This window comes from Peteryoungia ipomoeae, assembly GCF_004912165.1.
GTDB lineage: Bacteria > Pseudomonadota > Alphaproteobacteria > Rhizobiales > Rhizobiaceae > Allorhizobium > Allorhizobium ipomoeae.
In genome coordinates this window covers 290,555-314,606 of the sequence record NZ_STGV01000001.1, presented here as the reverse complement: position 1 = coordinate 314,606, position 24,052 = coordinate 290,555, and the positions used below count along the sequence as shown (strand labels likewise).

The window sequence follows — 24,052 nt, the reverse complement described above, 5'->3', positions numbered from 1 at the left end:
GGTCAGTTGCAATCAAACACGCGACCGCCTGAGCAGCAAGGTCATGCCCTCAAGGTCATGCTGCATTCTGAGTGTGGCGCTTTACCAAACGCCCAAGTCGCGCAATACCTTCCTCAATGGCAGTCTCGTTGGCGCAGGAATATGACAGCCGCAGCGTATTGGTGCCGGATTTGTCCGCAAAGAATGCCTGCCCCGGAACGAAGGCCACCTTTTCCATGCTGATCGCGTTCTGCAAGAGATCGGCCCCATCGACGCCATCCGGCAATGTGACCCAGATAAACATACCACCCTCCGGCTTGGTCCAGCGCGCACCGACCGGCATATGGCGGCTGAGTGCATCAAGCATCGCATCACGCCGCGCCATGTATGTTGTGCGGATCTTCTCGATTTGCGCTTGAAAATGCCGCTCGGCTACATGGGCGATAGCCATCTGGTTGATGGTGGAGGAGTGGAGGTCAGCGGCCTGCTTCATCAACACAAGCTTTTGGATGACCGGCTTGGCGGCAACCACGTAGCCGACACGCAGGCCCGGCGCGAGTGTCTTGGAAAAGCTGCCGCAATAGATGGTCCGCGTCTCCTCGATCGTTCCTGACCGCGCGATATCGAGTGCGAGGATCGACGAAAGCGGCGCGCCTTCGAACCGAAGATGCTGATAGGCAGCATCTTCAATGACGGGGATATCAAGCTCTCGCGCGAGCGACAGCACGCGCTCTCGCTCTTCCAAAGAGACCGTCTGACCTGTCGGATTGGCGAAATCGGAGGAAAGATAGGCAAACTTCACATCCCCGCCCCGGCTCTGCGCCAGGCTGCGGTAGCTTTCCGGTGTCCGATTGGCAAATCCCAGCTGATCATAATGCGGCTCATAGGCGTTGAACGCCTGCAGCGCACCGAGATAGGTCGGCCACGTCACAAGCGCCGTATCATCAGGTGAGAGAAAGAGTTTTCCCAGGTAGTCGAGGGCTTGCTGCGAGCCGGACGTGATGAAGATATTGTCCGGTTCGCACTCGATACCAATGCGCCCCATCTCCTGCTGCAGCCATTGCCGCAGGGGGGCATACCCCTCCGACACCGAGTACTGAAGCGCCGCCATGGCCTCTCCGCCGTTGAGGGTTTCGGCATAGGCCTGTTTGAACGCCTCTGCCGGAAAAAGCTTCGGATCGGGTATGCCGCCGGCAAAGGAAATGATGTCCGGCTGATCCAAGAGCTTCAGCAGCTCTCGAATTTCAGAAGCACGCATCCGTGACGCGCGGCTGGCAAAGACGTGATTCCAAGCAAGCATGGTGTTTCCTCAGGCATTGTTGCTGAGGGCAGCTGATCACGAAAAAGCCGATAGGTCAACAATGCTGACCTATCGGCTTTGCTATGGAATTTCGACTTTACAGGGCCTTCACCTCGCCAACGACATCCACGACCACTTCCAGATCGTGAAAAGTATGAGGCACCAAAGCCCTTGCCGGCTCATCTGTCACCTGAACCGAAAGCGCTGGGCCATCTGCCAGAGTGTTCAGGCACAGTCCCACGCCGACAATGCTCGGCAAGTTTGAGAATGCGTCGACAAATTCCTTCTGTACGACACCGGCCGCTTCGAAAGCCTTGACGTCCACAGCCATGACACTGCTCCTAGAGCATTTCCGGCCGACGCGTGGTTGCTTCGGCGCAGGACAATGCGAAAAAACAAAAGCTTGGAGTATCCCCGCCGCTTACGACTAGCGGAAATGCTCTAGATCCACGACAGGTTCAACTGTCTCAGGACCAATGATATGGGATTTCCGCCGGTGATGCCAAGATTACCCTGGCCACCGGATGTCGATCCGGCAAACAACAAGGCAATCGGCGATCCTTCCAGATCGGTAATCAGCGAGCCGCTGTCGCCGGCCCGCGAAAAGGCTTGGGTGGCTCCAGGCTCGGCCTCAAAGACGATCTGCCCATCGAAGCGAGCCAACCGGTTCGCACCCATGTTCACCACGTAATTGTTGACGTTGATCGCCCTTACCCGTCCACGCGTATGGCCCGTGGTTCGACCCGTTTTCATCACGGACAACCCGGGGAGCGCAGGTACGCTGCTCGGTCGTTTCAATGTGGCAATCGTGGGCGGCGGATTGCCGTTTCCGAACATATTGACGGCATCATAGCCAATCTGCGGATCAAGGTGAGCAAAAGCGGCATCAACACTGTTGGGAAGTCCGCCAAAGAGGATCGGCACATAGTCCCCAAGGACACCGACTGCATCGGCGCTTCGGCCACCGTCTCCATCGGCTTGTTGCACGATCCGGGTACCAACGGGGTGTCCGTTGACATTGGCAAGGACGTGATTGTTCGAAACCATCCCGATCTTGTCGCTTGCATTCGAACGGGCGAAGAACCCCAACGTGCCGCTGTAGCCGGCTGAGATGGGGGATATGCTCGATCCGATCCTGAGCGGCCTTTGACGCGTCCTCGTCCATGTGGCGACCTGGCGGCCGATAAAGATGACCTCCACCTCGTCATGCGCAATCGCCCTGATCCGCGCCAAGGCCGCGCTGTCCATCAAGTCTTCGCTTTGCATAAGGACAGCAAGCCTGACATCCGTATCCCTCTCTGTCGGAACCGTTCCCAACGCGATATCGGTGCGAATGGACGACTGCGCCCTTGGCTCGGCTGGTTCTGCTCTCGACTGCAGTATCGGGTCTATGAAGGTCGATTCATACTCATGCGTGCCCGATACGATCGTGGCGGACGCAACCTCCGAAAAGCCGAAAACCTCGGTGAAAATCTCGGCCTGGACGTCTTTCAGTGAACTGCTCAGCATATTCGCCTCCAAGGTGCATTCGGCAAAGGCACCACCAGAAAGACACGCAGCAAGCAGAAGGCGTCACAGCAAGGAAAAAGGCCGGAACCAAGAGGCTCCGACCTTTGATGTCACCCAACAAACGGTGCGACTGTGATCAGTTGCGGGCCTTGTCGACCAGCTGGTTCTTGGCGATCCACGGCATCATGCCACGCAGCTTGGCGCCGACTTCTTCGATCTGGTGGGCGTCGTTCATGCGGCGGATACCCTTGAAGCGGGCAGCACCGGCACGGTATTCCTGCATCCAATCCGAGGTGAACTTGCCGGTCTGGATGTCGTGCAGAACGCGCTTCATTTCAGCCTTGGTTTCGGCCGTGATGATGCGCGGACCGGTCACGTATTCGCCCCACTCCGCCGTGTTGGAGATTGAGTAGTTCATGTTGGCGATGCCGCCTTCGTAGATCAGGTCGACGATCAGCTTCACTTCGTGCAGGCATTCGAAATAGGCCATTTCCGGCGCGTAGCCGCCTTCGACCAGCGTCTCGAAACCGGCGCGGATCAGCTCGACCAGACCGCCGCACAGAACGACCTGTTCGCCGAAGAGGTCGGTTTCGCACTCTTCCTTGAACGAGGTTTCGATGATGCCCGAACGGCCGCCGCCAACGCCACAGGCGTAGGAGAGAGCGAGTTCAAGCGCGTTGCCGGAGGCATTGTGATGGATTGCAACGAGGCAGGGAACGCCGCCGCCCTTCTGGTATTCGCCGCGAACCGTGTGGCCTGGGCCCTTCGGAGCGATCATGACGACGTCGACGCTCGACTTCGGCTCGATGAGGCCGAAATGAACATTGAGGCCGTGTGCGAATGCGATCGCGGCGCCGTCGCGGATGTTCGGTGCGATGTCGGCCTTGTAGATGTCGGCCTGCAGTTCGTCAGGAGTCGCCATCATCATGAGGTCGGCCCAGGCAGCGGCTTCGGCAACCGTCATGACCTTGAGACCATCAGCCTCGGCCTTCTTGATGGTCGGCGAGCCGGCCTTCAGAGCGATGACGAGGTTTTCTGCACCCGAATCCTTCAGGTTCAGCGCATGGGCGCGGCCCTGCGAGCCGTAACCAATGATGGCAACCTTCTTCGACTTGATCAGGTTCAGATCGGAATCACGATCGTAATAAACGCGCATAGTCAGTGTCCTTCCCTAGGCTTTGTCAGTTGTGATGGATATTGGTTTCAGGCGCCGCCTTGCGGACGCCGTTATCGAGTTCTGCCTGTACGCGGTCTGTGCCGTACAGGGTTAGAAATGCCGAGACGGCCTTTGCAGCCCGCGCCCCGAATTTGTGGGCCTGCGGCGTATCGCCCAGCAACAGGCGTACATGCAGATCCCCCACGATCAGGCCGTAGAAGATCCGGTAAGCCTCGTCTCCGTCGGCAAAGCGCAACAGGCCATCGCGCTGCCCAGCGTCCAGCAACCCGCGCGCCCGGCGATCAATCTGCCGGCGACCGCGTTCGAGCAACAATTTGCCAAGCTTCGAACCGTCGCGGCTCGACTGGCCAATGGCAAGCCTGTTCAGCGCCAACGACACGTCCCCAGCAAGCACCTCAAGCAGATCGCGGGCAAAAACCTCCAGATGCTCGGCAAGTGTCGCGACCGTCAGCCTTTCGCCTGCGCGCTCCACGGTGCGCACTTTGCTCGCCTGATAGGCGATCATCGCCGAAAGCAATCCATCACGATCGCCAAACCACTTGTAGAGGCTTTCCTTGGAACAATTGGCGGCACGCGCAAGGCCGGCCGTTGTCACAGCCTTGTCGCCCCCATCAACGAGCAGGCGCAGAGCCTCCGCTAACACGGCGCTCTGCCGGGGCGTGAACTCAGAAATCTGGCCGCTCTCAGTCGCCATACAATCCTCCATGTACCGTACGGTACGGTTCTGGATCGTTATCGTTCAACTGGCCTGAGACGTCAACCCACCCGCACAAGATTCTGAGCCGAGCCTGGCGTGAGGCCGATCAACAGCAGTCACAAAAGCTTGATGGGCATAAAAATATCTGTTGTATTTAATATCTTTTTAGGCCGAAAACACGACGTTATCCAATTGTATTTGCTATATTTTTGAATCCAGAACCCCAGGATATCAGCAATCACTTTCTCGAACCGATCAGTTCGATTGTGCGCAATTAGCTATTGAAAAATCTAAACGCCTGCCCCAAATCAAGCTCATCGAACCGACGAGTTCGACGCAAGCCCTCCCCGGATCATCCTGGGATCGGCTGCAGATCTCGCAAAGGACGAGCCACGCGGCACGTTCCAGGCGCAGTCTGAAAAGCGTCATCGACAATCTGGTTCCGCAAATTCCGCTTGCCCGGGCTGACCGGACATAGCAGCAGACACAACTTTAACGTGCGCTCACGAAGAATGAACGCTTGAAAATGGAGAAGACCATGAAAACCGTAGTTTCAGCCGCCCTTATTGCCATCGTATCCGGTTCGGCCGCCTTTGCCGGTGCCATGCCGATCCCCGGTTCGATCACGTATGACAATGCAGCCCAGCTCGAGCAGGCACCCGCCGGTTCGACCGTACTTCACACCTTTGCCAACGGCGACGGTCGCGATGTGAACGAGGTCTACAAGGTAAACGCCGACAAGACGCTCACGCTCGTGACCCGCACTATCTCCAACAACTCCTAATCCGTTCAAAAGGTGTCGCGACCGCGCATTCTGAATGCTGGTCGGTCGTGCACCCCCTTCACAAGGAACATCATCATGAAGACCATTCTTTCTGCCGCTCTCATCTCGGTTGTCGCAGGCTCCGCCGCTCTTGCTGCACCGCAGCCGATCCCGGGCTCGATCACCTACGACAACGCTGTCCAGCTCGAGCAGGCGCCTGTCGGATCCACCGTGCTTCACACATTCGCCAAGGGCGACGGTCGTGACGTGAACGAAGTCTACAAGGTCAACGAGGACAAGACGCTCACACTGGTAACCCGCACCATCTCCAAAAACTCCTGAGCTCAAAGCTCGATCGAAGCTACGGCCTTGAGTGCCGCATTGCTTCCGACCTGACATCACAAAGGAAGACGACCATGAAGACCATTATCTCTGCCGCCCTGATCTCCGTTGCCGCTGGCTCTGCTGCGTTTGCAGCGCCGCAGGCGATCCCAGGCTCGATCACCTATGACAACGCCGCACAGCTTCAGCAGGCGCCTGTCGGGTCCACCGTGCTTCACACATTCGCCAAGGGCGACGGTCGTGACGTGAACGAAGTCTACAAGGTCAACGAGGACAAGACACTGTCGCTCGTAACCCGCACGATTTCGAACAATTCGTAATCGCCGAGACTGAGAACCTCCTCCCAAGACAAGCAGACCGGTCGCCGCAATGGCGGCGACCATTTCAAAGACAAATGGAATGAACCAATGAAGACCATTATCTCTGCCGCTCTCATCGCCCTCGCCGCCGGCTCGGCTGCTGTTGCAGGCCCCGCCCCCATCCAGGGCTCCATCACCTATGAAAACACTGCCGGCCAGTTGGAACTGGCACCTGTCGGCTCCACCGTGCTTCACTCATTCCCGGCAGGCGACGGTCGAGACGTCCACGAAGTCTACAAGGTCAGTGACGACAAGTCTCTGACTCTGGTCAGCCGCAGCTATTCCAACAATCGCTAACACTCCGCCTCCCAAGCGACCTCCCCTGTCAGGGTTGCCACGATCCACAACCCTGACTTTTTTCTCTAAGGACTGATTCAATGAAGACCATTCTTTCCGCTGCCGTTTTCGCCATTGCCGCCAGCACGGCGGCTGTCGCAGGCCCGATGCCAATTCCCGGCTCAATCACCTACGACAATGCCGCGCAGCTTGAACAATCGCCGGCTGGTTCGACCGTGCTGCACACCTTTTCAGACGGCAGCGGCCGCGACGTCAATGAAGTCTACAAGGTCAATGACGACCGCTCGCTGACCCTGGTCAGCCGTTCGATCTCGAACGCTTCGTAATTCGATCTGGCGATCGCTCAACCCCGGCCCGTCGTGGCCGGGGTTTTTCTTTGTCAGCTGGCGTATTCGACCGGTACGGCCAGACCATCCTTCAATGTCTCCATCGAGATAGAAGCAGAAACATCAAACAATTCCAATCGCTTGACGAGGCGTCGGTAGACGACGTCGTAATGCTCCACCCGCGGCAAGACGATTTTCAGGATGTAGTCATAATGCCCCGTCAACCGGTGCGCCTCGACAATCTCGGGAATGTCGGAAACGGCGCGACGGAACTGCTCGATCCATTCATCTGAATGATGCGCTGTCTTGACCAACGCGAAGACGGTTGTCGGTACACCGACGCGGTCGCGGTCGAGCACCACGAATCGCCCCATGATATAGCCCCGCTCTTCCAGCTTCTGAATGCGCCTCGAACAGGCCGATACGGACAGATTGACCCGCTCGGCGATCAACGCGATCTGATGGTCCGGATGTCGCTGCAACAGCTCAAGAATCTTCCTGTCTCTCTCGTCAATCACCATGTACTCCGCGCCATCCATGAAAAGCCTAGGATAAATTTGCACGATTGCGACCAATTGTGCAATTCACACCAAAAAGGGATCCGCCTGGCGCGAAACTTTGCAATCCCATCGCGTGTCCGGGATGCCATCCTTGCATCTCACTTGAACCGGAGGACTGAAGACGTGCGAATGATTGGCCTGATTGGTGGCATGAGTTTTGAAAGCACAGCCGTATACTACCGGCTCATCAACGAGGCCGCGCGCCAGAAGCTCGGCGGCCTGTCCTCCGCAGAGGTAGCAATCCGCTCGGTCAATTTTGCCGACATCGTCAAGCTGCAGCAGCAAGGCCGCTGGGAAGAGGCCGCCCAAATGCTGGCCCGCGCGGGCAAGGGCCTGCAAAACGCTGGCGCGGACTGCGCCCTCATTTGCACCAACACGATGCATCTTGTGGCCGACGCCGTAGCGAGCGGGATCGACATTCCTCTGATCAACATCATCGACGAAACCGCTTTGCGTCTCAAGGAGGACGGCCGCGAGCGCCCTTTGCTGCTCGCCACCCGCTACACGATGGAGCACGGCTTTTATGCCGAGCGGATGCGCACGCACGGGATCTACGTCATCGTACCCGATGAGGCCGGGCGCACCGCCGCACATGACATCATCTTCCAGGAGCTCTGCATGGGCGAGGTCAAGCCGACATCGCGTGATCGGCTGCTCGCCTTGATCGAAGAAGCGAAAGCCCAGGGCGCAGACAGCGTCATCCTGGGATGCACGGAGATCTGCCTGCTGCTCGATCCCAACGCTTTGCCGCTTCCAGGCTACGATTCAACCGCCATCCATGTCGATGCGGCAATCCGCTTTGCCCTGGAGGCTTCACAGGCCATGGACGCGGCGTAAGCGGCGTCAGACCACCTGGCCACAGGCGCGGCGGAAGCGCTTCACCGTTTCCGCCATGCCGAATTCCAGTGCATCGGCCGTCAGGCCATGACCAATTGAGACTTCTGACAGGTAAGGAATGCGCGCGATGAGAGCCGGCAGATTGGCGACGGTCAGATCATGTCCGGCATTGACATGAAGGCCCTCTGCGCGGGCAGCGTCGGCAGTCACCCCGAGCTTCTCGATCTCCGCAGCAGCGCTCGCAGGATCCGAATGGCATCCGCCATAGGGGCCGGTGTAGAGCTCCACACGGTCCGCGCCTGTCGTCTTGGCAAGCGCCATTGGCTCCGATCGCCCGTCGCCATCGACAAACAAGGACACGCGCATCCCCTTGCCCTTCAGCCGCCCGATCACATCGCACAGGAAGCCGTGCTGACCGACGAGATCCCATCCGTGATCGGAGGTTGCCTGCGAAGGATCGTCCGGCACCAACGTAACCTGCTCCGGCTGGGTGGCTTCACACAGCGCCAGAAACTCCTCGGTCGGATACCCCTCGATATTGAATTCGGCTTCGGGAAACAGATCATCGATCAGGGCGCGCAGATCAGGCAGATCGCTGAAGCGGATATGGCGCTGGTCCGGCCGCGGATGCACCGTCAAGCCGCTCGCCCCTGCCGCAAGCGCGATCCGTCCGAGATCGCAGACGTTGGGCCATGGAAGATCGCGACGATTGCGCAGCATGGCGATGGCATTCAGATTGACCGAGAGAAGCGTCGGCATGGTTGATCGTCGTCCTGACTGAAATGAAACCGATCTCCTCCTTAGGCCATCGCGCAGCTGAAAACCAACGAGAATTGCAGATCGAAGAATTGAAGAGATTGATGTGTATGGCGACCCGGCCAACCCCTAGACTTTAGGGGGTTGACCCTTTTCAACGATCCATTACTCAGATTAATTCATGTGACGGAGCGCACTTGTGCCAGCGACATGGCAAGTGACTGAATTACGTCCAAAAGGAGCCGAAAAACATGCGAAAAGGGGTCGACAGGCAGACGGTTGCCGATGCCCTCACCCGCGTGCTGACGAGCCGGACCTTTGCCCGGTCGGAGAGGCTCCGCGCCTTCTTGAAGTTCGTCGTCGAAATGGAGCAGGTTGGCCTTGGCCATCAGCTCAAGGGCTATACGATTGGCATCGACGTTTTCAGTCGCGGGGAAGGGTTTGATCCTGGGACCGATCCGCTGGTGCGCGTTCAGGCAGGCAAATTGCGAAAGCTGCTCAACCAATTCTATGCGGATGAGGGGATCGATGAACCGTTGCGCATCCGTATCCCCTTGGGCGGCTATGTTCCGGTCTATGAGGAGGCCAGCAGTCATACGACCCATGCTGCGCGCGGGACCGAGAGCCACCTGCGCGCCGAAGGAGTGGGCTGGTCTGCACAGATTGATCACCTCGCCAGCTCGGATCTGCCGCGCATAGCGATCATTGATCGCTCGACAGGCGACCGGAAGGCCGCAATATTCATGCATAGCCTTTTGGGTGAGCGGAACACACCCGTGATCATGGAGCCCCCCCTTTCCGGTCGTAGCCGGCTGTCCGATACAAGACCGGACGCCACCCTCCACTTCGAGATCTATCTAGATGTTTTCGACCGGGATCCGGATTGCCTGGACATTTCAATTGTTCATCCGGCTACAGGGTCCACCCTGTCCAGATCCCAGTTGCGTCAGGACGAGGCCGACGACGCCATGGATATCGCGCTGGCCGCACACCAGTTTGCAGCCGCAGCTCTGACCATCCCGGGCCTGGTCTACCGCTTTAGCCGGAAACGAAAAATTGCCAGCCCCTTGATGCGCTGCCTTGAAGCGACATATCGCTATCAGATCGAGCAGACCGAAGAGGCCTTGAGCCAAGCGCGCGACCACCAGAACATGTGGTCCAGCATGCGCACGTCCCATGGCGTGATCACCGAAATCCCTCGGCTCATCGCGCTTGCTTATCTGGCAAACTGACACTTAAGTCAGGGATAGATATTTATTTTATATTGTTCTTATATACGTGTTAGGATTGTGTCAGGGCGAGTCTTGACGCGGCTGGAGGACGCGCCCCGATAGAGCAGAGACGAGGATCGACGCGAGCGGCGATTGACGCGACGAATGCCACCTGGGGAGGGGCAGCATGACCGGGCAAAAACCATTGAAACCGTCAACGGCAACTCTGGATGACGCTTGGCCACAGACGTACCTCCCGAGCATCACCCTGCCCGTCGACGCGCCCAACGAGCCAGTCGTCATAGCGGATATGGCCGACTATTTTGGCGTGACACACCGGACTCTGCATTTCTACGAGGAAAAGGGGCTGATAGCGGCAGATCGCATCGGTCTGATGCGTGTCTACCGGCAGCGCGATGTCGAGCGCATGGCCGTGATCAATGCGTGCCGCGAAATCGGCATGCCGATCTCCGTCATCCAGGATCTTTTCGAGATGCTTCAGACGGCAAAATCCGTAGACGAGGCGAACCGGATCTTTGAAGACGCCCTTGCCGCCCGCAAACGTGAACTCACGGCGCATCTCTCGACAGTCCATCGCCAGTTGCAACAAATCAGCTCGCTATTGGTCAACGAAGCCGATCAGGAAGCGTCGGCGCCGGCACGCCATCAGGCCATGGCCATCGATGACAGCGAACGCAATTGCCTAAGACTGATGGCAGAGGGCTATTCTTCCGCCCGGGTCGCCCGCGCCTTGAACCTCACGATGGAAGAGACTGACGCGATCGAGAAAAGCGTCATCAACAAGATCGGCGCGCAGAACAGATTTCAGGCCGTCGCAAAAGCCGTTCTGCTCGGCTTGATCGCAAACTGATGCCAGCACTTGGCGATCGTCAATGATGACCAAAAGGTAACGGGACAAGCAGGATCCACTCGGATACCGGAGCGTGGTCCGGAACTTAAGCAGGTGTCACCATGCTTTCATTCATTTCCCGCTACGCCACGCCGCTGACCACAGGGCTCTTCCTGATATCGCTCATCTCGGGCATTGCGCTGTTCTTCCATTTTGGCACCGGCGCATTTCGCGGCATGCACGAATGGCTCAGCATGGTGCTTATGATTCCGGTCGTCATGCATATCTGGAAGAACTGGCGCCCATTCGTCTCCTACTTCAAGCGCTTGCCCATGGCCTTGTCGCTGTTTGCCTGTCTCGCAGCGGGCCTTGCCTTTTCCTGGCCGTCACTGACAGGGTCTGGCAGCGGCGCCGGCGGTAATCCCGCAATAGCGATGGTCTCGCTCGTTGCAGCGGCGACACCGGTCGAAGTCGGACAGCTCCTTTCCAAATCGGGCGATGAGCTTGTTACCGACCTCAAGTCCGAAGGATTTACGGCGGCAACGCCGTCAAAATCACTGAATGACATTGCAGCGGAGTCTGGAAAGAGCGTTATGAGCCTGATGGCGACGCTGAGCCAGCTGAAGCGGGCGAACTGATCACACGCAGGCGCTCATCGCACGATCGTGAGCGTCTCCGCGGCCCGGGTCACAGCGGTATAAAGCCACCGTTCACGGGTGTCACGGAACGCCCAACTTTCGTCAAACAGCACGACATTGTTCCACTGCGAACCCTGCGCCTTGTGAACGGTCAGCGCGTACCCATAGTCGAACTCATCATACCGCTTGCGTGTCGACCAGGGGATTTCCCCCTCGACATCCTCGAACGCCGCTTTCAGCAGTTTGATCTTCGCCGCGCCGCGATCCATGTCATCGTCTTCGGGCTTGATCAACAGATTGATCCCCGGCTTTACCGTTTCCCGCGACGACGTCATGACCTGCCAAAGCGACCCGTTCAGCAAACCCTTGACCTGATCATTGCGCAAGCACACGAGCTTGTCGCCTGCCTGTGGGTAGTCTGCCGTAAAGCCCTTGAGTTCGCGCAGCCGCATATTGTAGCGCCGACGCGTCTTGTTGGTGCCGACGAGTACCTGATCGGCATCCAGGACCAGATCCTGATTGACCTCGTTCTTGGAGATCACGCGGGCCGTGGTCCCGTAGTCGCCATACATGATCTCACGGCCTTCTCGGATATGCATTGCCAGCTGGATGATCGGATTGTCCCGCGCCTGGCGGTGAATGTCTGTGAGCAGATAGTCCGGCTCCTGCTCGGTGAAGAATCCGCCACCGGTGACCGGCGGCAACTGGCCGGGATCTCCGAGCACCAGGATCGGCGTCCCGAAGCTCATAAGGTCGCGTCCGAGCTGCTCGTCGACCATCGAGCATTCATCAATGACGATCAGGGCAGCCTTGGCCACCGGGCTTTGCCGATTGATGGCGAACATCGGTGCAATCGACGTCTTGCCGGTGTCTTCGTCTTCCACCGCCTCTTCGCCGCGCGGACGATAGATCAAAGAGTGGATGGTTTTGGCGTTTGATGCACCACGCGAGCGTAAAACCTGAGCGGCCTTGCCCGTGAAGGCGGCGAACAAGACCTCACCGTCAACATGCTCGGCAAAGTGCTTTGCCAATGTAGTCTTTCCCGTTCCGGCATAACCGAACAGCCGAAAGACCGGGGTTTTCCCTTCTTTCAGCCATTTGGAAACGGCCTTCAGGGCCTCGTCTTGCTGGGGCGCAAATTGCATAAGCTAGCTCATGCGCGGATTCGTGGGCAGGATGCAAGGCAAAAGCCGAAATGCAGAGAACAAATCATGCACATGGCCAACGCGGACACATTTTATTTTAGCATCGGCCAGAGGCTGAGAACGAGCAAGACGGCCATCGAGATATTGAACCACTTGAGCCGAACCGGCACCGAAAGCCAGTTGCGAAGCGCTGATCCAAACCCCGCCCAGGTCGAAACGCTCGGCAGATTGACCGCAGCAAAGACGATCGAAACGATGGCCACCGTCAAACCATAGTGCCGGGGGTCGGGATAGACCGCCATCGCGGTAATCGCCATCACCCAGGCCTTGGGGTTGACCCATTGAAACGCGGCAGCGGCCAGAAAGGTCATGGGCCGAGCCTTGGCTTCGCCCTCCCCCATCGTCCGGGACATTCCAATCTTCCAGGCAATCCAGAGGAGATAAGCGCCGCCCGCAATCTTCAACGCGATGAACGCTGGCGGATAGGCTGCAAGTATTGCACCAAGTCCGAGGCCGACACCCAGCAGTAGGGACAGAAAGCCTGCGCCAATACCCAGCATATGCGGGACCGTGCGCCGAAAGCCGAAATTCACACCGGAGGCAAAAAGCATCATGTTGTTCGGCCCTGGCGTAATGGATGTCGTGAAGGCAAACAGGATCAGCGCCAGGAAGGTATCAGTCTGCATAAGGGGTCCCCAATCATTCGGCGCTAGGTTATTCAAGCGCGCGCGACATGCCAGGGAAATCGTGTTGCGGTGATAATATCGCGGAACGCCTTCAGGCTTGCGATGCGGTGCCATAGCGATATCGTTGGCAGAAGAGCTAGGAGAACCGCCATGCATGAAGCTATCCCGACCGTCACCCTGCAGGACGGCACGGAAATCCCGGCACTGGGCTTCGGCACCTGGATGATGGGTGAGGATCACCACGCCAGAAGCCAGGAGGTTGAAGCAATCCGGCTTGCCCTCGAGCTCGGGATCAGAGTAATTGATACGGCTGAAATGTATGCAGATGGCGGCGCCGAGCGGATCGTCGGCGAAGCATTGCAGGATCGTCGTGAGGACGCCTACCTCGTCTCCAAGGTGCTGCCCTGGAACGCGAGTTTCGATGGAACGATCGCGGCATGCCGGAACAGCTTGGAAAGGCTGCAGAGCGAGTATCTCGATCTCTACCTTTTGCATTGGCGCGGACAACACCCGCTCGCCGAGACCGTTGCCGCATTGGAAGCGCTAAAGGCAGATGGATTGGTCCGTGCCTGGGGTGTCTCCAACTTCGACGTCAACGACATGGAAGACCTGTTGTCGGAGACCGGCAGCGAGAACTGCGCCACCAACCAGATACTCTATAATCTTTCGCGACGGGGTGTGGAATTCGACCTGCTGCCCTGGTGCCAGACGCGCGGCATACCCGTGATGGCTTATTCGCCAATCGAGCAGGGCCGGATCCTCAAGCATCCCGAACTCATCCATATCGCCAAAGCCTATCAGGCAACACCCGCACAGGTCGCCCTCGCCTTCCTGCTGGAGCGCGACAGCGTGATCCCGATTCCAAAGACTGCCAACCTTCAGCGCCTCATCGAAAACCGTGAGGCCGTCGACCTCGATGTCTCCGACGAGGACTGGGAAAGGCTCGACGCCGCCTTCCCGCCACCTGACGCCAAGCAGCCACTGGCAATGCTTTGATCCGACACGCACAAGACTGGAATTCCCCGAAATGACAATCCTCGTTCTCGGCGCGACTGGCTTTATCGGCCAAGAGATCGTGCTGTCCCTTCAGGCGGCTGGACATCAGACTATCGGCCTTGGCCGCAATATCCGCCAGGTGAAGGCGCGCTTTCCGCAGGCAGTCTTTCCCAGAGCGCATTGGCAGGCACGAGACCTCACATCTCTGCGTGACTCCGCAAGCTGGCTGCCGCTGCTCGACACCGTCACCGCGGTCATCAATTGCGCCGGCGCCTTGCAGGACGGATTGCGCGATGATCTTGCCGTCCAGACAGAGGCCATGCTGGCGCTGCAGGCTGCGGCAAACAGGCTGCCGACAAAGCCGCTGATCGTGCAGATTTCAGCCCCGGAAAACCTTGCCGCAGCAGGCACGCGCTTCATCGAAACCAAGCTCGAAGCCGACCGCGCACTCAAGACCTCCGGCCTGCCGCATGTCATCCTGCGCCCGACCGTTGTAGTTGGCCGCAATGCCTATGGCGGCACGGCACTCCTGCGCGCCATCGCCTCCTGTCCCGGCATCCTGCCGCTGGTCGATTCGGACGCCCGACTCAATGCCGTGCACGTTTCCGATGTCGCCAAGGCTGTGGTCGATGCCGTGGAAGGACGACTGGTGGATGGTTCGGATTTGGTGGTGGCCGGTCAGCCGACACGCACGCTTAAAGAGATGGCACGCATCTACCGAGGCTGGCTTGGCCTGCCCGAGGCGCCGATTGTTAACATACCAACACTACTGACGCGCCCGCTGTCGTGGCTGGCGGATTTGGCCGGGCGTCTCGGCTGGCGCTCGCCGCTGCGTAGTACCGCAACCCGCATCAGCGGCATCGGCGTTGCACCAGCCGCGGATGCGCCGACACTCTGGGCACCGGACCCGATACTCAGGCTCTCATCCGAGCCGGCAGCCGCACAAGACCTTTGGTTCGCCAGGCTCTATCTGTTGAAGCCTCTGATGATTGTGACGCTTTCTCTCTTCTGGATCGCCTCCGGCGTCGTGCCGCTCTTCGATCCCATCCAGACATCACTGCGCTTCGGCTCTAGCCTGCCTCCAACACCTGCACTTGTCGTGACAATCTTCACGTCGCTGCTCGACATCGCGCTTGGTCTGGCCGTCCTCGTCCAGCCCTCGGCAAGACGAGCCCTGCAGGGCATGATCCTCGTCCCGCTATCCTATCTTGTCGGCGGCACGCTGATCGAACCCACGCTTTGGCTCGATCCGCTTGGGCCCCTCGTCAAGGTCTTTCCATCCATCCTGCTGGCGGTTGCGACCCTCGCCGTGCTGGAGGAACGCTGACATGCTCGAAGAAATTCTCCGCTTCGTCCACGTTATCGGCGCAACCGTGCTGTTCGGCACAGGCGCCGGCATTGCCTTCTTCATGCTGATGGCGCATCGGACGGGAAATCCCTCCCATATCGCCCATGTCGCCGGCACGGTGGTGATTGCCGATACGGTCTTCACGGCGACGGCCGCGATCCTGCAGCCGATCACCGGCGCCTGGCTCGCGCATGAAATCGGCTGGGACCTTACCTCCGGCTGGGTCTTGCTCTCGCTCATTCTCTATGTGGTCGTCGGCCTCTTCTGGCTGCCCGTGGTCTGGATCCAGATTCAACTGCGCGATCTCGCCCGTCTGGCCGCGGCCTCCGGCACACCTCTCCCGCCCCGCTATGTCAGGCTTTTCCGCATCTGGTTCGCCTGTGGTTTTCCGGCCTTCCTCGCTGTAATGGCCATCCTCTGGCTGATGCTGACCAAGCCGGACATCGCAATCAACCTTTGAGGGAAAAGAAAAAGCCCGCCGATGATGGCGGGCCTACTTGATTTGGAAGTGTTCGGTGGATCGTCCGTCAGGTGAAAAACACCAGCGCTTGATCTGGTGGCCAGTAAAGCAGCATGGCTGCTAGAACTCCGCAAACAATGACACCGATCGGGCCGTTGACGATTATGCCAGTCTTAGTGAAATGAACTTGATTCTTCTCGCGCTTGGGCTGCTTGGTCTGCTTCAATCGGAACTCCTTCGTCCGTGTGTTGCGAAACGCCTTGGGATGCCTGAGTATTCAAACACAGCCAGGCGGGGTTTGTGAGCACTTGCGCAGCAACCCACATTGATTCACAGAGCAAAGTGCTCTGCCCAAACTAAAACAGTAACAGACCGATTTTTCGTTTGCCTAGATGCGAATCATCGAAGTGCTTGACTCTGCTAGCGCGTAACTAAAGCTGCGAGGCGACGTTTCAGGATCTTGGCTCAGCGCTTCCCCCTAGATGCAGTGATTTGGGATGCTCATTATTAACGACGCCGACATGACCGAGGCCATCTAAAGGCGAAAAGCCTACAGCCGCGGCAATTCCTGCCCTTTACCTCAGTCGCTGAGAAAATTAGGAGTTTAACGAATTCCGGAATAGGGGCCGGATGGATTCGCGATTTCATGCAGGGGGCTACATGGCAAAGCGCAACAAGGGTGGCATCCACCCGATCTTGGACAAAACGACATCACGCGTGTTTCACGCACTGGCATCCGATCCGCGTCGGATGATGCTGGCACATCTCGCGCAATCATCGCTGACCGCAGGCGAAATCGCGGCGCGGTTCGACATGGCCAAACCGTCGATCTCGCAGCATCTGTCGATCCTGGAAAATGCCGAACTGATCGAAGGTCAGAAAAAGGGCCAGTACATTCACTATCGGCTGAAGCCGCCGGCCCTGCGCCAGGCGCTCGACGCCATGCTCTCGACGCTTGAGCCAGCGGATGCCGCAGACATCCCAGGCGAGACCGAAGCCATCGCCGGAACAACCACCGCCAGCGCAGCCCGGCCAACCCGCGCAGCCAAGGCGGACAAGAAGCCGGCCCCAGCGGAGCGCAAAGAAAAGCCGACAAAGCAAGCGAAAGAGAAGGTGGAGACACCAGAGGTGGCCCTGCCCCCACTTCCGCGGCAGATGGGATTGCTCGATCTTCTCGGCATGGAAGCCTGACGACCATAGAAAAAGGGCGACCCCACAGGATCGCCCTTTGATATTTCGGCAACAAACGAATTCCTTACATCCCCTGCGCGCCACGATTCATGGCGGCAATGCCAGTGCGGCAGACTTCATTGAGGCCGAGCGGCTTCATGATCGACACGAACTGGTCGATCTTCGAAGACTTGCCGGTGATCTCGAAGATGAAGTGATCCACCGTCGCATCAACCACCTTGGCATGGAATGCATCGGCGAGGCGTAACGTTTCGGCGCGCATTTCACCCGATGCGACCACCTTCACCAGCGCGACCTCGCGCTCGATCGGGCGCTCCTGGCCCTGCTCGCGTGCGCGGACCGTCAGGTCCACAACGCGATGCACCGGCACGATACGCTCGAGCTGCGCCTTGATCTGTTCCAGCACGCTCGGCGTTCCGCGCGTGACGATGGTGATGCGCGACAAATGCGCCTCATGCTCGGTCTCGGAAACCGTCAGGCTTTCGATGTTGTAGCCACGGCCCGAAAACAGGCCTATGACCCGGGCAAGAACGCCCGGCTCGTTATCGACCAGCACCGAGAGGGTATGGCTTTCGATGGCGGCGGTTTCCTTGGCGATGAAATAGGCCGAACCGGTCGGTTGAAGATGTGCATTCATGGTATTTTCCTCCCGGTCAGACGAGCTGACGGCCCTTGGCATCGATGGCATTGGCGACGGCTTCGTCGGTGGCTTCGTCCGGCAGCAGCATCTCGTTATGCGCCTTGCCCGACGGGATCATCGGGAAGCAGTTGGCGAGATTGGCGACGCGGCAATCGAAGATCACGGGCTTCTTGACGTCGATCATCTCCTGGATGGCGGCATCGAGATCGCCAGGCTTTTCGCAGCGCAGGCCAACCGCGCCATAGGCTTCGGCGAGCTTGACGAAATCCGGCATGGCTTCCGTATAGGAGTTCGACAGGCGGTTGCCATGCAGCAACTGCTGCCACTGGCGCACCATGCCCATGTACTGGTTGTTCAGGATGAAGATCTTGATCGGCGCATTGTACTGGATCGCCGCCGACATTTCCTGAATGCACATCTGGATCGAGGCATCGCCGGCGATGTCAATGACCAGGCTTTCCGGATGGGCGATCTGCACGCCGAGTGCGGCCGGCAGACCGTAACCCATGGTGCCGAGGCCACCCGAGGTCATCCAGCGGTTCGGCTGCTCGAAACCGTAGAACTGCGCCGCCCACATCTGGTGCTGACCGACTTCGGTCGTGATATACGTGTCGCGGTCCTTGGTCAGCTCATAGAGGCGCTGCAAGGCATATTGCGGCATGATGACATCCTTCGACTGCGTATAGGCGAAGGAATTGCGTGCCCGCCATTTTGCGACGCTGGCATGCCAGTCGGCGGTCTGCTCCGGCTCTGGCTTCTTCGGCAGGGCGCGCCAGGCTCGCACCATGTCTTCCAGAACGCGGCCGATATCGCCGAGGATCGGCACATCGACGCGGACGTTCTTGTTGATCGAGGACGGATCGATATCGATATGGATCTTCTTCGAATTCGGCGAAAACGCGTTGAGGCGACCGGTGATGCGGTCATCGAAGCGTGCGCCGATGCAGACCATGACGTCGCAATCATGCATCGCCATGTTTGCCTCGTAGGAGCCGTGCATGCCGAGCATGCCGAGCCAGTTCTTGCCCGAGGCCGGATAGCAGCCAAGGCCCATCAGCGTCGACGTGATCGGGAAATCGGTGAGCGAGACAAGCTCGCGCAACAGCTTGGTCGCCTCAGGACCGGAATTCACGACACCGCCGCCGGAATAGATGATGGGACGACGCGCGCTCGCCATCAACTCGACGGCTGCGGCAATCGCACCGGCATCGCCCGAGAGCTTGGGCTGATAGCTCTTGGCAGGCTTGTGCGTGTCCGGCGGTGTGTAAGTGCCGGTGGCAAACTGGATGTCCTTCGGCACATCGACGAGAACAGGCCCCGGACGACCGGACTTCGCAATGCGGAAGGCTTCATGAATGATGGAGGCCAGCTGGTTGACGTCCTTGACCAGCCAATTGTGCTTGGTACAGGGCCGGGTGATGCCGACGGTATCGCATTCCTGGAACGCGTCAGAGCCGATCAGCGCGGTAGGCACCTGGCCGGAAATGCAGACGAGCGGCACGCTGTCCATCAGCGCATCCTGCAGCGGTGTCACGGCATTGGTGGCACCCGGACCGGACGTGACGAGCATGACACCGACCTTGCCGGTCGACCGCGCGTAACCCTCAGCGGCATGGCCGGCGCCCTGTTCGTGACGCACCAGAATGTGCTGGATCTCGTCTTGCTGGAAGATCTCGTCATAGATCGGCAGCACCGCACCGCCCGGATAGCCGAAGATGTGCTCAACGCCATTATCCTTCAATGCGCGCAAAACGATTTCGGCGCCTGTCATCTGATTGTCTGTACCCGTCATGCTGTGTTTCCGTCCGCCTTCTGGATTTTTGGACACTTTGGCCCGGCTCTAGGCATAAAAAAAGGCCCCTTGAGGAGCCTGTCTTCTAGCGCATGGGTGGCTATCGCCGGATGGTTACACCATCCTGCCCATGCGCCGTCCCACCACGATAAGAACCATCGAGTTTTTCATGGTGCAAAGTGTTAGACAGAAAGCGCCCATGCGTCAACGCATGTTTCAGAATTTTTTCCGCGTCTTTGCGCAGTTTTCTTGCTTTCGGACACCGAGCTTTCCCAAGCCATAGGGCCTAACTACACTGAATCTTAAATCGCCCCCGCGCATGATAAAATGAGCAGGGAGTATAAGCAGTGCTGAACAATGATCTTCAGGTCTCCGCAACCGCAGGCGAACAGGACCGCCGCGACGTTCTCAGTCCGGGCAATCGTATGCTGGGTCGAGTCGTTGCCTGTAGCGGATCGCGCACAACCATCTCGGCCGTCGCGGAAAACGGCGGCACGGACCTGACGGAATTGTGGTCTGTCGGCCGACTGATCTCGATCAGCGTCGGTCGCAATCGCGTGGTCGCTCTGGCCTACGAGATGCAGACGGAAGGCAAGGACTGGGGCGAAGAAGCCGATAACCAGTTCCTGATCGAAGCCGAGCTTCTCGGCGAAGTGAATGTCGCGGAAGACGGCACAGAGCGATTCACAACCGGCATTTCCCGTTATCCTTATCTCGGCGCCGTCGCGCACCGCATTCGTTCGTCGGATCTGATGAAGATCTATGATGCCGGACAAAAAGACATCTGCGTCATCGGCAAGCTCACGCAGGATACGTCGATCGACGCCAGCATTCATATCCCCTCGATGCTGTCGAAGCACTTCGCAGTTGTCGGCTCGACCGGTGTCGGCAAGTCGACAGCGGTTTCGCTCCTCCTGCGCAAGGCGATCGAAAGCGATCCGAAGCTGCGCATCCTGATCCTCGATCCCCACAATGAATTTGCCGCGGCCTTCCCCGATCTCGCCGTGGTCATCGACACCGACACGCTCGACCTGCCCTTCTGGCTGATGCGCCTGGATGAATTCGCCGAGGTGATCTTTCGCGGTCGGCCTCCGGTTGCCGACGAACTCGACATTCTCCGCGATCTTCTGCCCGAGGCAAAGCGCGCTTTCCGTGGCAATGAAAGCGCCTTGATGCGCCGCATGGCCGACCGCAATGCGATGACGGCGGACACACCTGTCCCCTATCGTATGGCCGACCTTCTGGCGCTGATCGATGAACGCATCGGGCGGCTGGAAGGCCGGGGCGAAAAACCGCACCTGCGGTCGCTCAAGATGCGCATCATGTCTGCGATCAACGACCCGCGCTACCACTTCATGTTCTCAAACAACACGATCAGCGATACGATCATGGAGACCATCGCGCATATCTTCCGCGTGCCGGGCGATGATCGGCCGATTTCCACATTCCAGCTCTCCGGCATTCCCTCGGAAGTCGTAAATTCCGTCGCTTCGGTGCTCTGCCGCATGGCCTTTGAACTGGCGCTCTGGTCGAATGGGGCCATCCACATGCTGGTGGTCTGCGAAGAAGCCCACCGCTACGTACCCGCCGACCCCAATCTTGGCTTTTTCCCGACCCGTCAGGCCATTGCCCGTATTGCAAAGGAAGGCCGAAAATACGGCGTTTCGCTCGGCATTATTACACAGCGTCCCGGCGAACTTGATCAAACGATCCTGTCGCAGTGCTCCACGCTCTTTGCCATGCGCCTGTCGAACGACCGAGACCAGGAAATCATCCGCTCCGCCATTCCTGACAGCTCGATATCGACCACCAGCTTCATCTCCTCGATCGGCAACGGCGAGGCAATCGCCTTCGGTGAGGCGATCGCGGTCCCCATGCGCATGAAGTTCGCCCGCGTCGATCAGACACGCCTTCCCAAGGCCAATGGCCTGACCGTAAAATCCAGCGAGGAGACTCCGGATACCGTCGATCTGCGGACGATCATCGGTCGGATGCGCTCCGTCCTGCCGCCGGACATTGCCGCCTTCCAGCAGAGCTTCGACAATGCAGCGCTCGGCAATGGGTCCGTCCCGGCAGCGCCGGAGGGACCCTATGACGACGAGGAGCCGGACGACTATCCTTCGTCGGTTGCCGTCGCACCGAGCAGACCCGCTGCTCCCCAGGCATCCCCCTACGCCCATCTGCGCCAAGAGGCCGCATCGATGGAGCCGTACCGCCCGGACATGCTGCCATCAACCTCGGGTGATCTGAGAACGCGCTCCTACGGCCCGACATCCGGTAACGACGCCACGTTTGGCACCGCACAGCCAAGACGTGAAGGTGGCCCCTCGCTGCGAGAGAGCCTGCTGAAAAAGCCGTTGTCCAATCTCTACAAGAAAGACTGAGTTTCAGGACGACAGCAAGCGGGCGGCATCGCCCCGCTGCCAGCTTTCGTCCATCTGATTGCGGAACCAGGTCATCTGCCGTTTGGCATATTGGCGCGTGGCCGTGGCTGCCAGCCGCACGGCCTCGTCGGGCTGGAGCTTGCCTTCAAGCATGGCGGCAATCTGCGACACACCGATTGCCCGCATCGCAGGCAGGTCGGGAGAAAGTTTCATCGCAAGGAGGGCTCTTACCTCCTCCACAGCGCCAAGCGTCATCATCTCCGAGAAACGACGGTCGATGCGGTCGTAGAGGATGTTGCGATCGGGAAGTACAAGATACTTGGCAGCCTTTGCCGCATCCACGAGAACCGGACCGGTGCGGGCCTGAAACTCACGGATGGATTGGCCAGTCGCCGCATGAACTTCCAGCGCCCGAACGATGCGCTGACCGTCATTCTCACCCAGCCCTTCTGCGCTGCGCGGATCGACTTGAGACAGATGGCTATGCAGCGCCTGAGCTCCCTCCTGCACCAGCTTCTGCCGGAAAAGCGCACGGATCTCCGGGGAAATGGCGGGCATATCAGACAAGCCGCCAGTCAAGGCCTTGAAGTACAGTCCCGTCCCGCCGACGATGACAGGCATGAGCCCCCGGCCTCTCAGTTCGACCAGTACACTTTCGACATCCCGGAGCCAGGCACCGGTCGAATAAGCGAGAGACGCGCTGACATGCCCGTACAGGCGGTGCTCGACACCCTCCATCTCCTCAAGCGAGGGACGCGCGGTGATGACCCTTAGCGTGTCGTAAACCTGCATGCTGTCAGCATTGATGACCACGCCGCCATGCCGCCGCGCCAGTGCCAGCGCCAGCGCGGACTTGCCGCTTGCGGTCGGGCCGGTTATCAGGATTGCCTCAGTCGACTTCTTAGGATCGTTCATCATGGCCTTCGTTGCCACGCTCATTGCCAATCCGTCAAATCCCATTCTGGAAGCAGCACTTGGGGAGCATGCGGCAAGCATGCTCAACTCACGGCATCTCTATTGGCTGGCCGATGGCATTGCCTGTGACATCCCCCTTCCGACGGACACGGATCCGCTGGATGCAGAGGCTGCGCTCAGAACAGTCGTTGGCGACTTGCCGATCGACGTTGCCGTCCAGCACACCGACAGCAGGCGCAAAACTTTCCTGATTGCCGATATGGATTCAACCATGATCGGCCAGGAATGCATCGACGAACTGGCAGACGAAGTCGGCCTGAAGGACAAGGTATCCGCCATCACGGCACGGGCGATGAACGGTGAAATCGCCTTTGAACCCGCGCTACGCGAGCGCGTCGCCCTGCTCAAAGGCCTTTCGCTCGACGTCGTCGATCGCGTGATCGAGAACAGGATTACACTGACGCCAGGTGGCAAGACGCTGATTGCGACCATGCAGATGCGAGGCGGATACACGGCCCTGGTCTCGGGTGGTTTTACAGTCTTCACGCAAAGGGTGGCCGAAATGCTCGGCTTCAATGAAAACCATGCCAACATCCTGCTGCAGCAGGATGGCGTTCTCACAGGCGAGGTCGCGGAACCGATTCTCGGGCGACAGGCCAAGGTGGACGCCCTGCTCTCGATCTGCGAGCGGCTTCGGATCACCCCTGAGCAGGCAATCGCCGTCGGCGACGGCGCGAACGATCTCGGCATGCTCGAAATTGCCGGATCGGGGGTGGCGTTGCATGCCAAGCCGGCCGTTGCCGCACAGGCCAAGATCCGTATCGATCATGGTGACCTGACCGCACTTCTCTATCTCCAGGGATATCGAAAGTCGGACTTCGTCTGAAGGGGAGA

At 58.9% G+C, this 24,052-nt stretch carries 28 protein-coding genes; 15 read left to right on the top strand and 13 right to left on the bottom strand.

The features are described 5' to 3' along the window. Positions 1 to 55 precede the first annotated feature (55 nt). The 5 genes from FAA97_RS01470 to FAA97_RS01450 all read right to left on the bottom strand — a co-directional run bounded on the left by FAA97_RS01470 (position 56) and on the right by FAA97_RS01450 (position 4,659). Positions 56 to 1,279, bottom strand: a complete 1,224-nt coding sequence (locus tag FAA97_RS01470) for an aminotransferase-like domain-containing protein (protein WP_136596757.1) — start codon at positions 1,277 to 1,279, stop codon at positions 56 to 58. A gap of 97 nt (positions 1,280 to 1,376) precedes the next feature. After that, positions 1,377 to 1,610, bottom strand: a complete 234-nt coding sequence (locus FAA97_RS01465) for a hypothetical protein (protein ID WP_136596756.1) — start codon at positions 1,608 to 1,610, stop codon at positions 1,377 to 1,379. 110 nt (positions 1,611 to 1,720) lie between these two features. Next, on the bottom strand, positions 1,721 to 2,788 hold the full coding sequence (locus FAA97_RS01460) for a chymotrypsin family serine protease (RefSeq protein WP_136596755.1): 1,068 nt from the start codon (positions 2,786 to 2,788) through the stop codon (positions 1,721 to 1,723). A 136-nt stretch (positions 2,789 to 2,924) separates the two neighbouring features. After that, a complete protein-coding gene (gene ilvC / locus FAA97_RS01455; RefSeq protein ID WP_136596754.1) occupies positions 2,925 to 3,944 on the bottom strand; it encodes a ketol-acid reductoisomerase in 1,020 nt (339 codons plus the stop codon). Between the two features lie 25 nt (positions 3,945 to 3,969). After that, positions 3,970 to 4,659: a TetR/AcrR family transcriptional regulator gene (locus tag FAA97_RS01450; protein ID WP_136596753.1), complete on the bottom strand. Its 690-nt coding sequence runs from the start codon at positions 4,657 to 4,659 to the stop codon at positions 3,970 to 3,972. 541 nt (positions 4,660 to 5,200) lie between these two features. Between FAA97_RS01450 and FAA97_RS01445 the strand changes: the two genes are divergently transcribed. The 5 genes from FAA97_RS01445 to FAA97_RS01425 all read left to right on the top strand — a co-directional run bounded on the left by FAA97_RS01445 (position 5,201) and on the right by FAA97_RS01425 (position 6,749). Beyond that, positions 5,201 to 5,446 (top strand): hypothetical protein, encoded by a 246-nt coding sequence (locus FAA97_RS01445; RefSeq protein WP_136596752.1) that lies wholly within the window; start codon positions 5,201 to 5,203, stop codon positions 5,444 to 5,446. Positions 5,447 to 5,521: 75 nt separating this feature from the next. Next, positions 5,522 to 5,767, top strand: a complete 246-nt coding sequence (locus FAA97_RS01440; RefSeq protein ID WP_136596751.1) for a hypothetical protein — start codon at positions 5,522 to 5,524, stop codon at positions 5,765 to 5,767. Positions 5,768 to 5,841: 74 nt separating this feature from the next. Next, the gene (locus FAA97_RS01435; RefSeq protein ID WP_136596750.1) at positions 5,842 to 6,087 is read left to right on the top strand and encodes a hypothetical protein; all 246 of its coding nucleotides are present in this window, start codon (positions 5,842 to 5,844) and stop codon (positions 6,085 to 6,087) included. Between the two features lie 87 nt (positions 6,088 to 6,174). Beyond that, complete coding sequence (locus FAA97_RS01430) at positions 6,175 to 6,423, top strand: hypothetical protein (RefSeq protein WP_136596749.1); 249 nt, start codon at positions 6,175 to 6,177, stop codon at positions 6,421 to 6,423. A gap of 80 nt (positions 6,424 to 6,503) precedes the next feature. Next, complete coding sequence (locus tag FAA97_RS01425) at positions 6,504 to 6,749, top strand: hypothetical protein (RefSeq protein WP_136596748.1); 246 nt, start codon at positions 6,504 to 6,506, stop codon at positions 6,747 to 6,749. Between the two features lie 53 nt (positions 6,750 to 6,802). Here FAA97_RS01425 and FAA97_RS01420 read toward each other — a convergent pair whose 3' ends face one another. Beyond that, positions 6,803 to 7,267 carry an Lrp/AsnC family transcriptional regulator gene (locus FAA97_RS01420; protein ID WP_136596747.1) on the bottom strand — a complete coding sequence of 155 codons (465 nt, stop codon included), beginning with the start codon at positions 7,265 to 7,267 and terminating at the stop codon, positions 6,803 to 6,805. A gap of 171 nt (positions 7,268 to 7,438) precedes the next feature. On the opposite strand from FAA97_RS01420, the gene FAA97_RS01415 reads away from it, so the two are divergent. Next, positions 7,439 to 8,146: an aspartate/glutamate racemase family protein gene (locus FAA97_RS01415; protein ID WP_136596746.1), complete on the top strand. Its 708-nt coding sequence runs from the start codon at positions 7,439 to 7,441 to the stop codon at positions 8,144 to 8,146. Between the two features lie 6 nt (positions 8,147 to 8,152). Here FAA97_RS01415 and FAA97_RS01410 read toward each other — a convergent pair whose 3' ends face one another. Then, positions 8,153 to 8,905 carry a pyridoxine 5'-phosphate synthase gene (locus FAA97_RS01410; RefSeq protein ID WP_136596745.1) on the bottom strand — a complete coding sequence of 251 codons (753 nt, stop codon included), beginning with the start codon at positions 8,903 to 8,905 and terminating at the stop codon, positions 8,153 to 8,155. A 248-nt stretch (positions 8,906 to 9,153) separates the two neighbouring features. Between FAA97_RS01410 and FAA97_RS01405 the strand changes: the two genes are divergently transcribed. The 3 genes from FAA97_RS01405 to FAA97_RS01395 all read left to right on the top strand — a co-directional run bounded on the left by FAA97_RS01405 (position 9,154) and on the right by FAA97_RS01395 (position 11,601). Further along, entirely contained in the window at positions 9,154 to 10,134 is a 981-nt protein-coding gene (locus FAA97_RS01405) for a hypothetical protein (RefSeq protein ID WP_136596744.1), read from the top strand. A 166-nt stretch (positions 10,135 to 10,300) separates the two neighbouring features. After that, the gene (locus FAA97_RS01400; RefSeq protein ID WP_136596743.1) at positions 10,301 to 10,984 is read left to right on the top strand and encodes a MerR family transcriptional regulator; all 684 of its coding nucleotides are present in this window, start codon (positions 10,301 to 10,303) and stop codon (positions 10,982 to 10,984) included. Positions 10,985 to 11,085: 101 nt separating this feature from the next. Beyond that, positions 11,086 to 11,601: a DUF4405 domain-containing protein gene (locus FAA97_RS01395; RefSeq protein WP_136596742.1), complete on the top strand. Its 516-nt coding sequence runs from the start codon at positions 11,086 to 11,088 to the stop codon at positions 11,599 to 11,601. A gap of 14 nt (positions 11,602 to 11,615) precedes the next feature. On the opposite strand, the gene FAA97_RS01390 is transcribed toward FAA97_RS01395, so the two are convergent. Both FAA97_RS01390 and FAA97_RS01385 read right to left on the bottom strand, forming a co-directional pair. Beyond that, positions 11,616 to 12,746, bottom strand: a complete 1,131-nt coding sequence (locus FAA97_RS01390) for an ATP-dependent DNA helicase (protein WP_136596741.1) — start codon at positions 12,744 to 12,746, stop codon at positions 11,616 to 11,618. A gap of 92 nt (positions 12,747 to 12,838) precedes the next feature. Next, positions 12,839 to 13,432, bottom strand: coding sequence for a LysE family translocator (locus FAA97_RS01385; protein WP_136596740.1), 594 nt, complete (start codon positions 13,430 to 13,432; stop codon positions 12,839 to 12,841). A 150-nt stretch (positions 13,433 to 13,582) separates the two neighbouring features. Between FAA97_RS01385 and FAA97_RS01380 the strand changes: the two genes are divergently transcribed. The 3 genes from FAA97_RS01380 to FAA97_RS01370 are packed head-to-tail and all read left to right on the top strand — an operon-like array spanning position 13,583 to position 16,236. After that, on the top strand, positions 13,583 to 14,428 hold the full coding sequence (locus FAA97_RS01380) for an aldo/keto reductase (RefSeq protein ID WP_136596739.1): 846 nt from the start codon (positions 13,583 to 13,585) through the stop codon (positions 14,426 to 14,428). A gap of 31 nt (positions 14,429 to 14,459) precedes the next feature. Continuing rightward, complete coding sequence (locus FAA97_RS01375; RefSeq protein WP_136596738.1) at positions 14,460 to 15,755, top strand: SDR family oxidoreductase; 1,296 nt, start codon at positions 14,460 to 14,462, stop codon at positions 15,753 to 15,755. 1 nt (position 15,756) lies between these two features. After that, positions 15,757 to 16,236: a DUF2269 family protein gene (locus FAA97_RS01370; protein WP_136596737.1), complete on the top strand. Its 480-nt coding sequence runs from the start codon at positions 15,757 to 15,759 to the stop codon at positions 16,234 to 16,236. A 67-nt stretch (positions 16,237 to 16,303) separates the two neighbouring features. Here the strand turns inward: FAA97_RS01370 and FAA97_RS20990 are convergent, their stop codons facing one another. Further along, complete coding sequence (locus FAA97_RS20990; protein ID WP_168800887.1) at positions 16,304 to 16,462, bottom strand: hypothetical protein; 159 nt, start codon at positions 16,460 to 16,462, stop codon at positions 16,304 to 16,306. A 434-nt stretch (positions 16,463 to 16,896) separates the two neighbouring features. Between FAA97_RS20990 and FAA97_RS21355 the strand changes: the two genes are divergently transcribed. Beyond that, positions 16,897 to 17,427 (top strand): metalloregulator ArsR/SmtB family transcription factor, encoded by a 531-nt coding sequence (locus tag FAA97_RS21355; protein WP_136596736.1) that lies wholly within the window; start codon positions 16,897 to 16,899, stop codon positions 17,425 to 17,427. 64 nt (positions 17,428 to 17,491) lie between these two features. Here FAA97_RS21355 and ilvN read toward each other — a convergent pair whose 3' ends face one another. Together ilvN and FAA97_RS01355 are read right to left on the bottom strand one after the other, a co-directional pair. Further along, positions 17,492 to 18,064 (bottom strand): acetolactate synthase small subunit, encoded by a 573-nt coding sequence (gene ilvN / locus FAA97_RS01360; protein ID WP_054159451.1) that lies wholly within the window; start codon positions 18,062 to 18,064, stop codon positions 17,492 to 17,494. 16 nt (positions 18,065 to 18,080) lie between these two features. Continuing rightward, on the bottom strand, positions 18,081 to 19,838 hold the full coding sequence (locus tag FAA97_RS01355) for an acetolactate synthase 3 large subunit (protein ID WP_425467401.1): 1,758 nt from the start codon (positions 19,836 to 19,838) through the stop codon (positions 18,081 to 18,083). A gap of 368 nt (positions 19,839 to 20,206) precedes the next feature. Here FAA97_RS01355 and FAA97_RS01350 point away from each other — a divergent pair, with 368 nt between their 5' ends. Further along, a complete protein-coding gene (locus FAA97_RS01350; RefSeq protein ID WP_136596734.1) occupies positions 20,207 to 22,243 on the top strand; it encodes an ATP-binding protein in 2,037 nt (678 codons plus the stop codon). 3 nt (positions 22,244 to 22,246) lie between these two features. Here FAA97_RS01350 and miaA read toward each other — a convergent pair whose 3' ends face one another. Continuing rightward, positions 22,247 to 23,161: a tRNA (adenosine(37)-N6)-dimethylallyltransferase MiaA gene (gene miaA / locus FAA97_RS01345; RefSeq protein ID WP_136597671.1), complete on the bottom strand. Its 915-nt coding sequence runs from the start codon at positions 23,159 to 23,161 to the stop codon at positions 22,247 to 22,249. Here miaA and serB point away from each other — a divergent pair. Next, positions 23,160 to 24,044 carry a phosphoserine phosphatase SerB gene (gene serB, locus FAA97_RS01340; RefSeq protein ID WP_136596733.1) on the top strand — a complete coding sequence of 295 codons (885 nt, stop codon included), beginning with the start codon at positions 23,160 to 23,162 and terminating at the stop codon, positions 24,042 to 24,044. The two genes, miaA and serB, sit on opposite strands and share 2 nt — an antisense overlap. Positions 24,045 to 24,052: the final 8 nt, after the last annotated feature.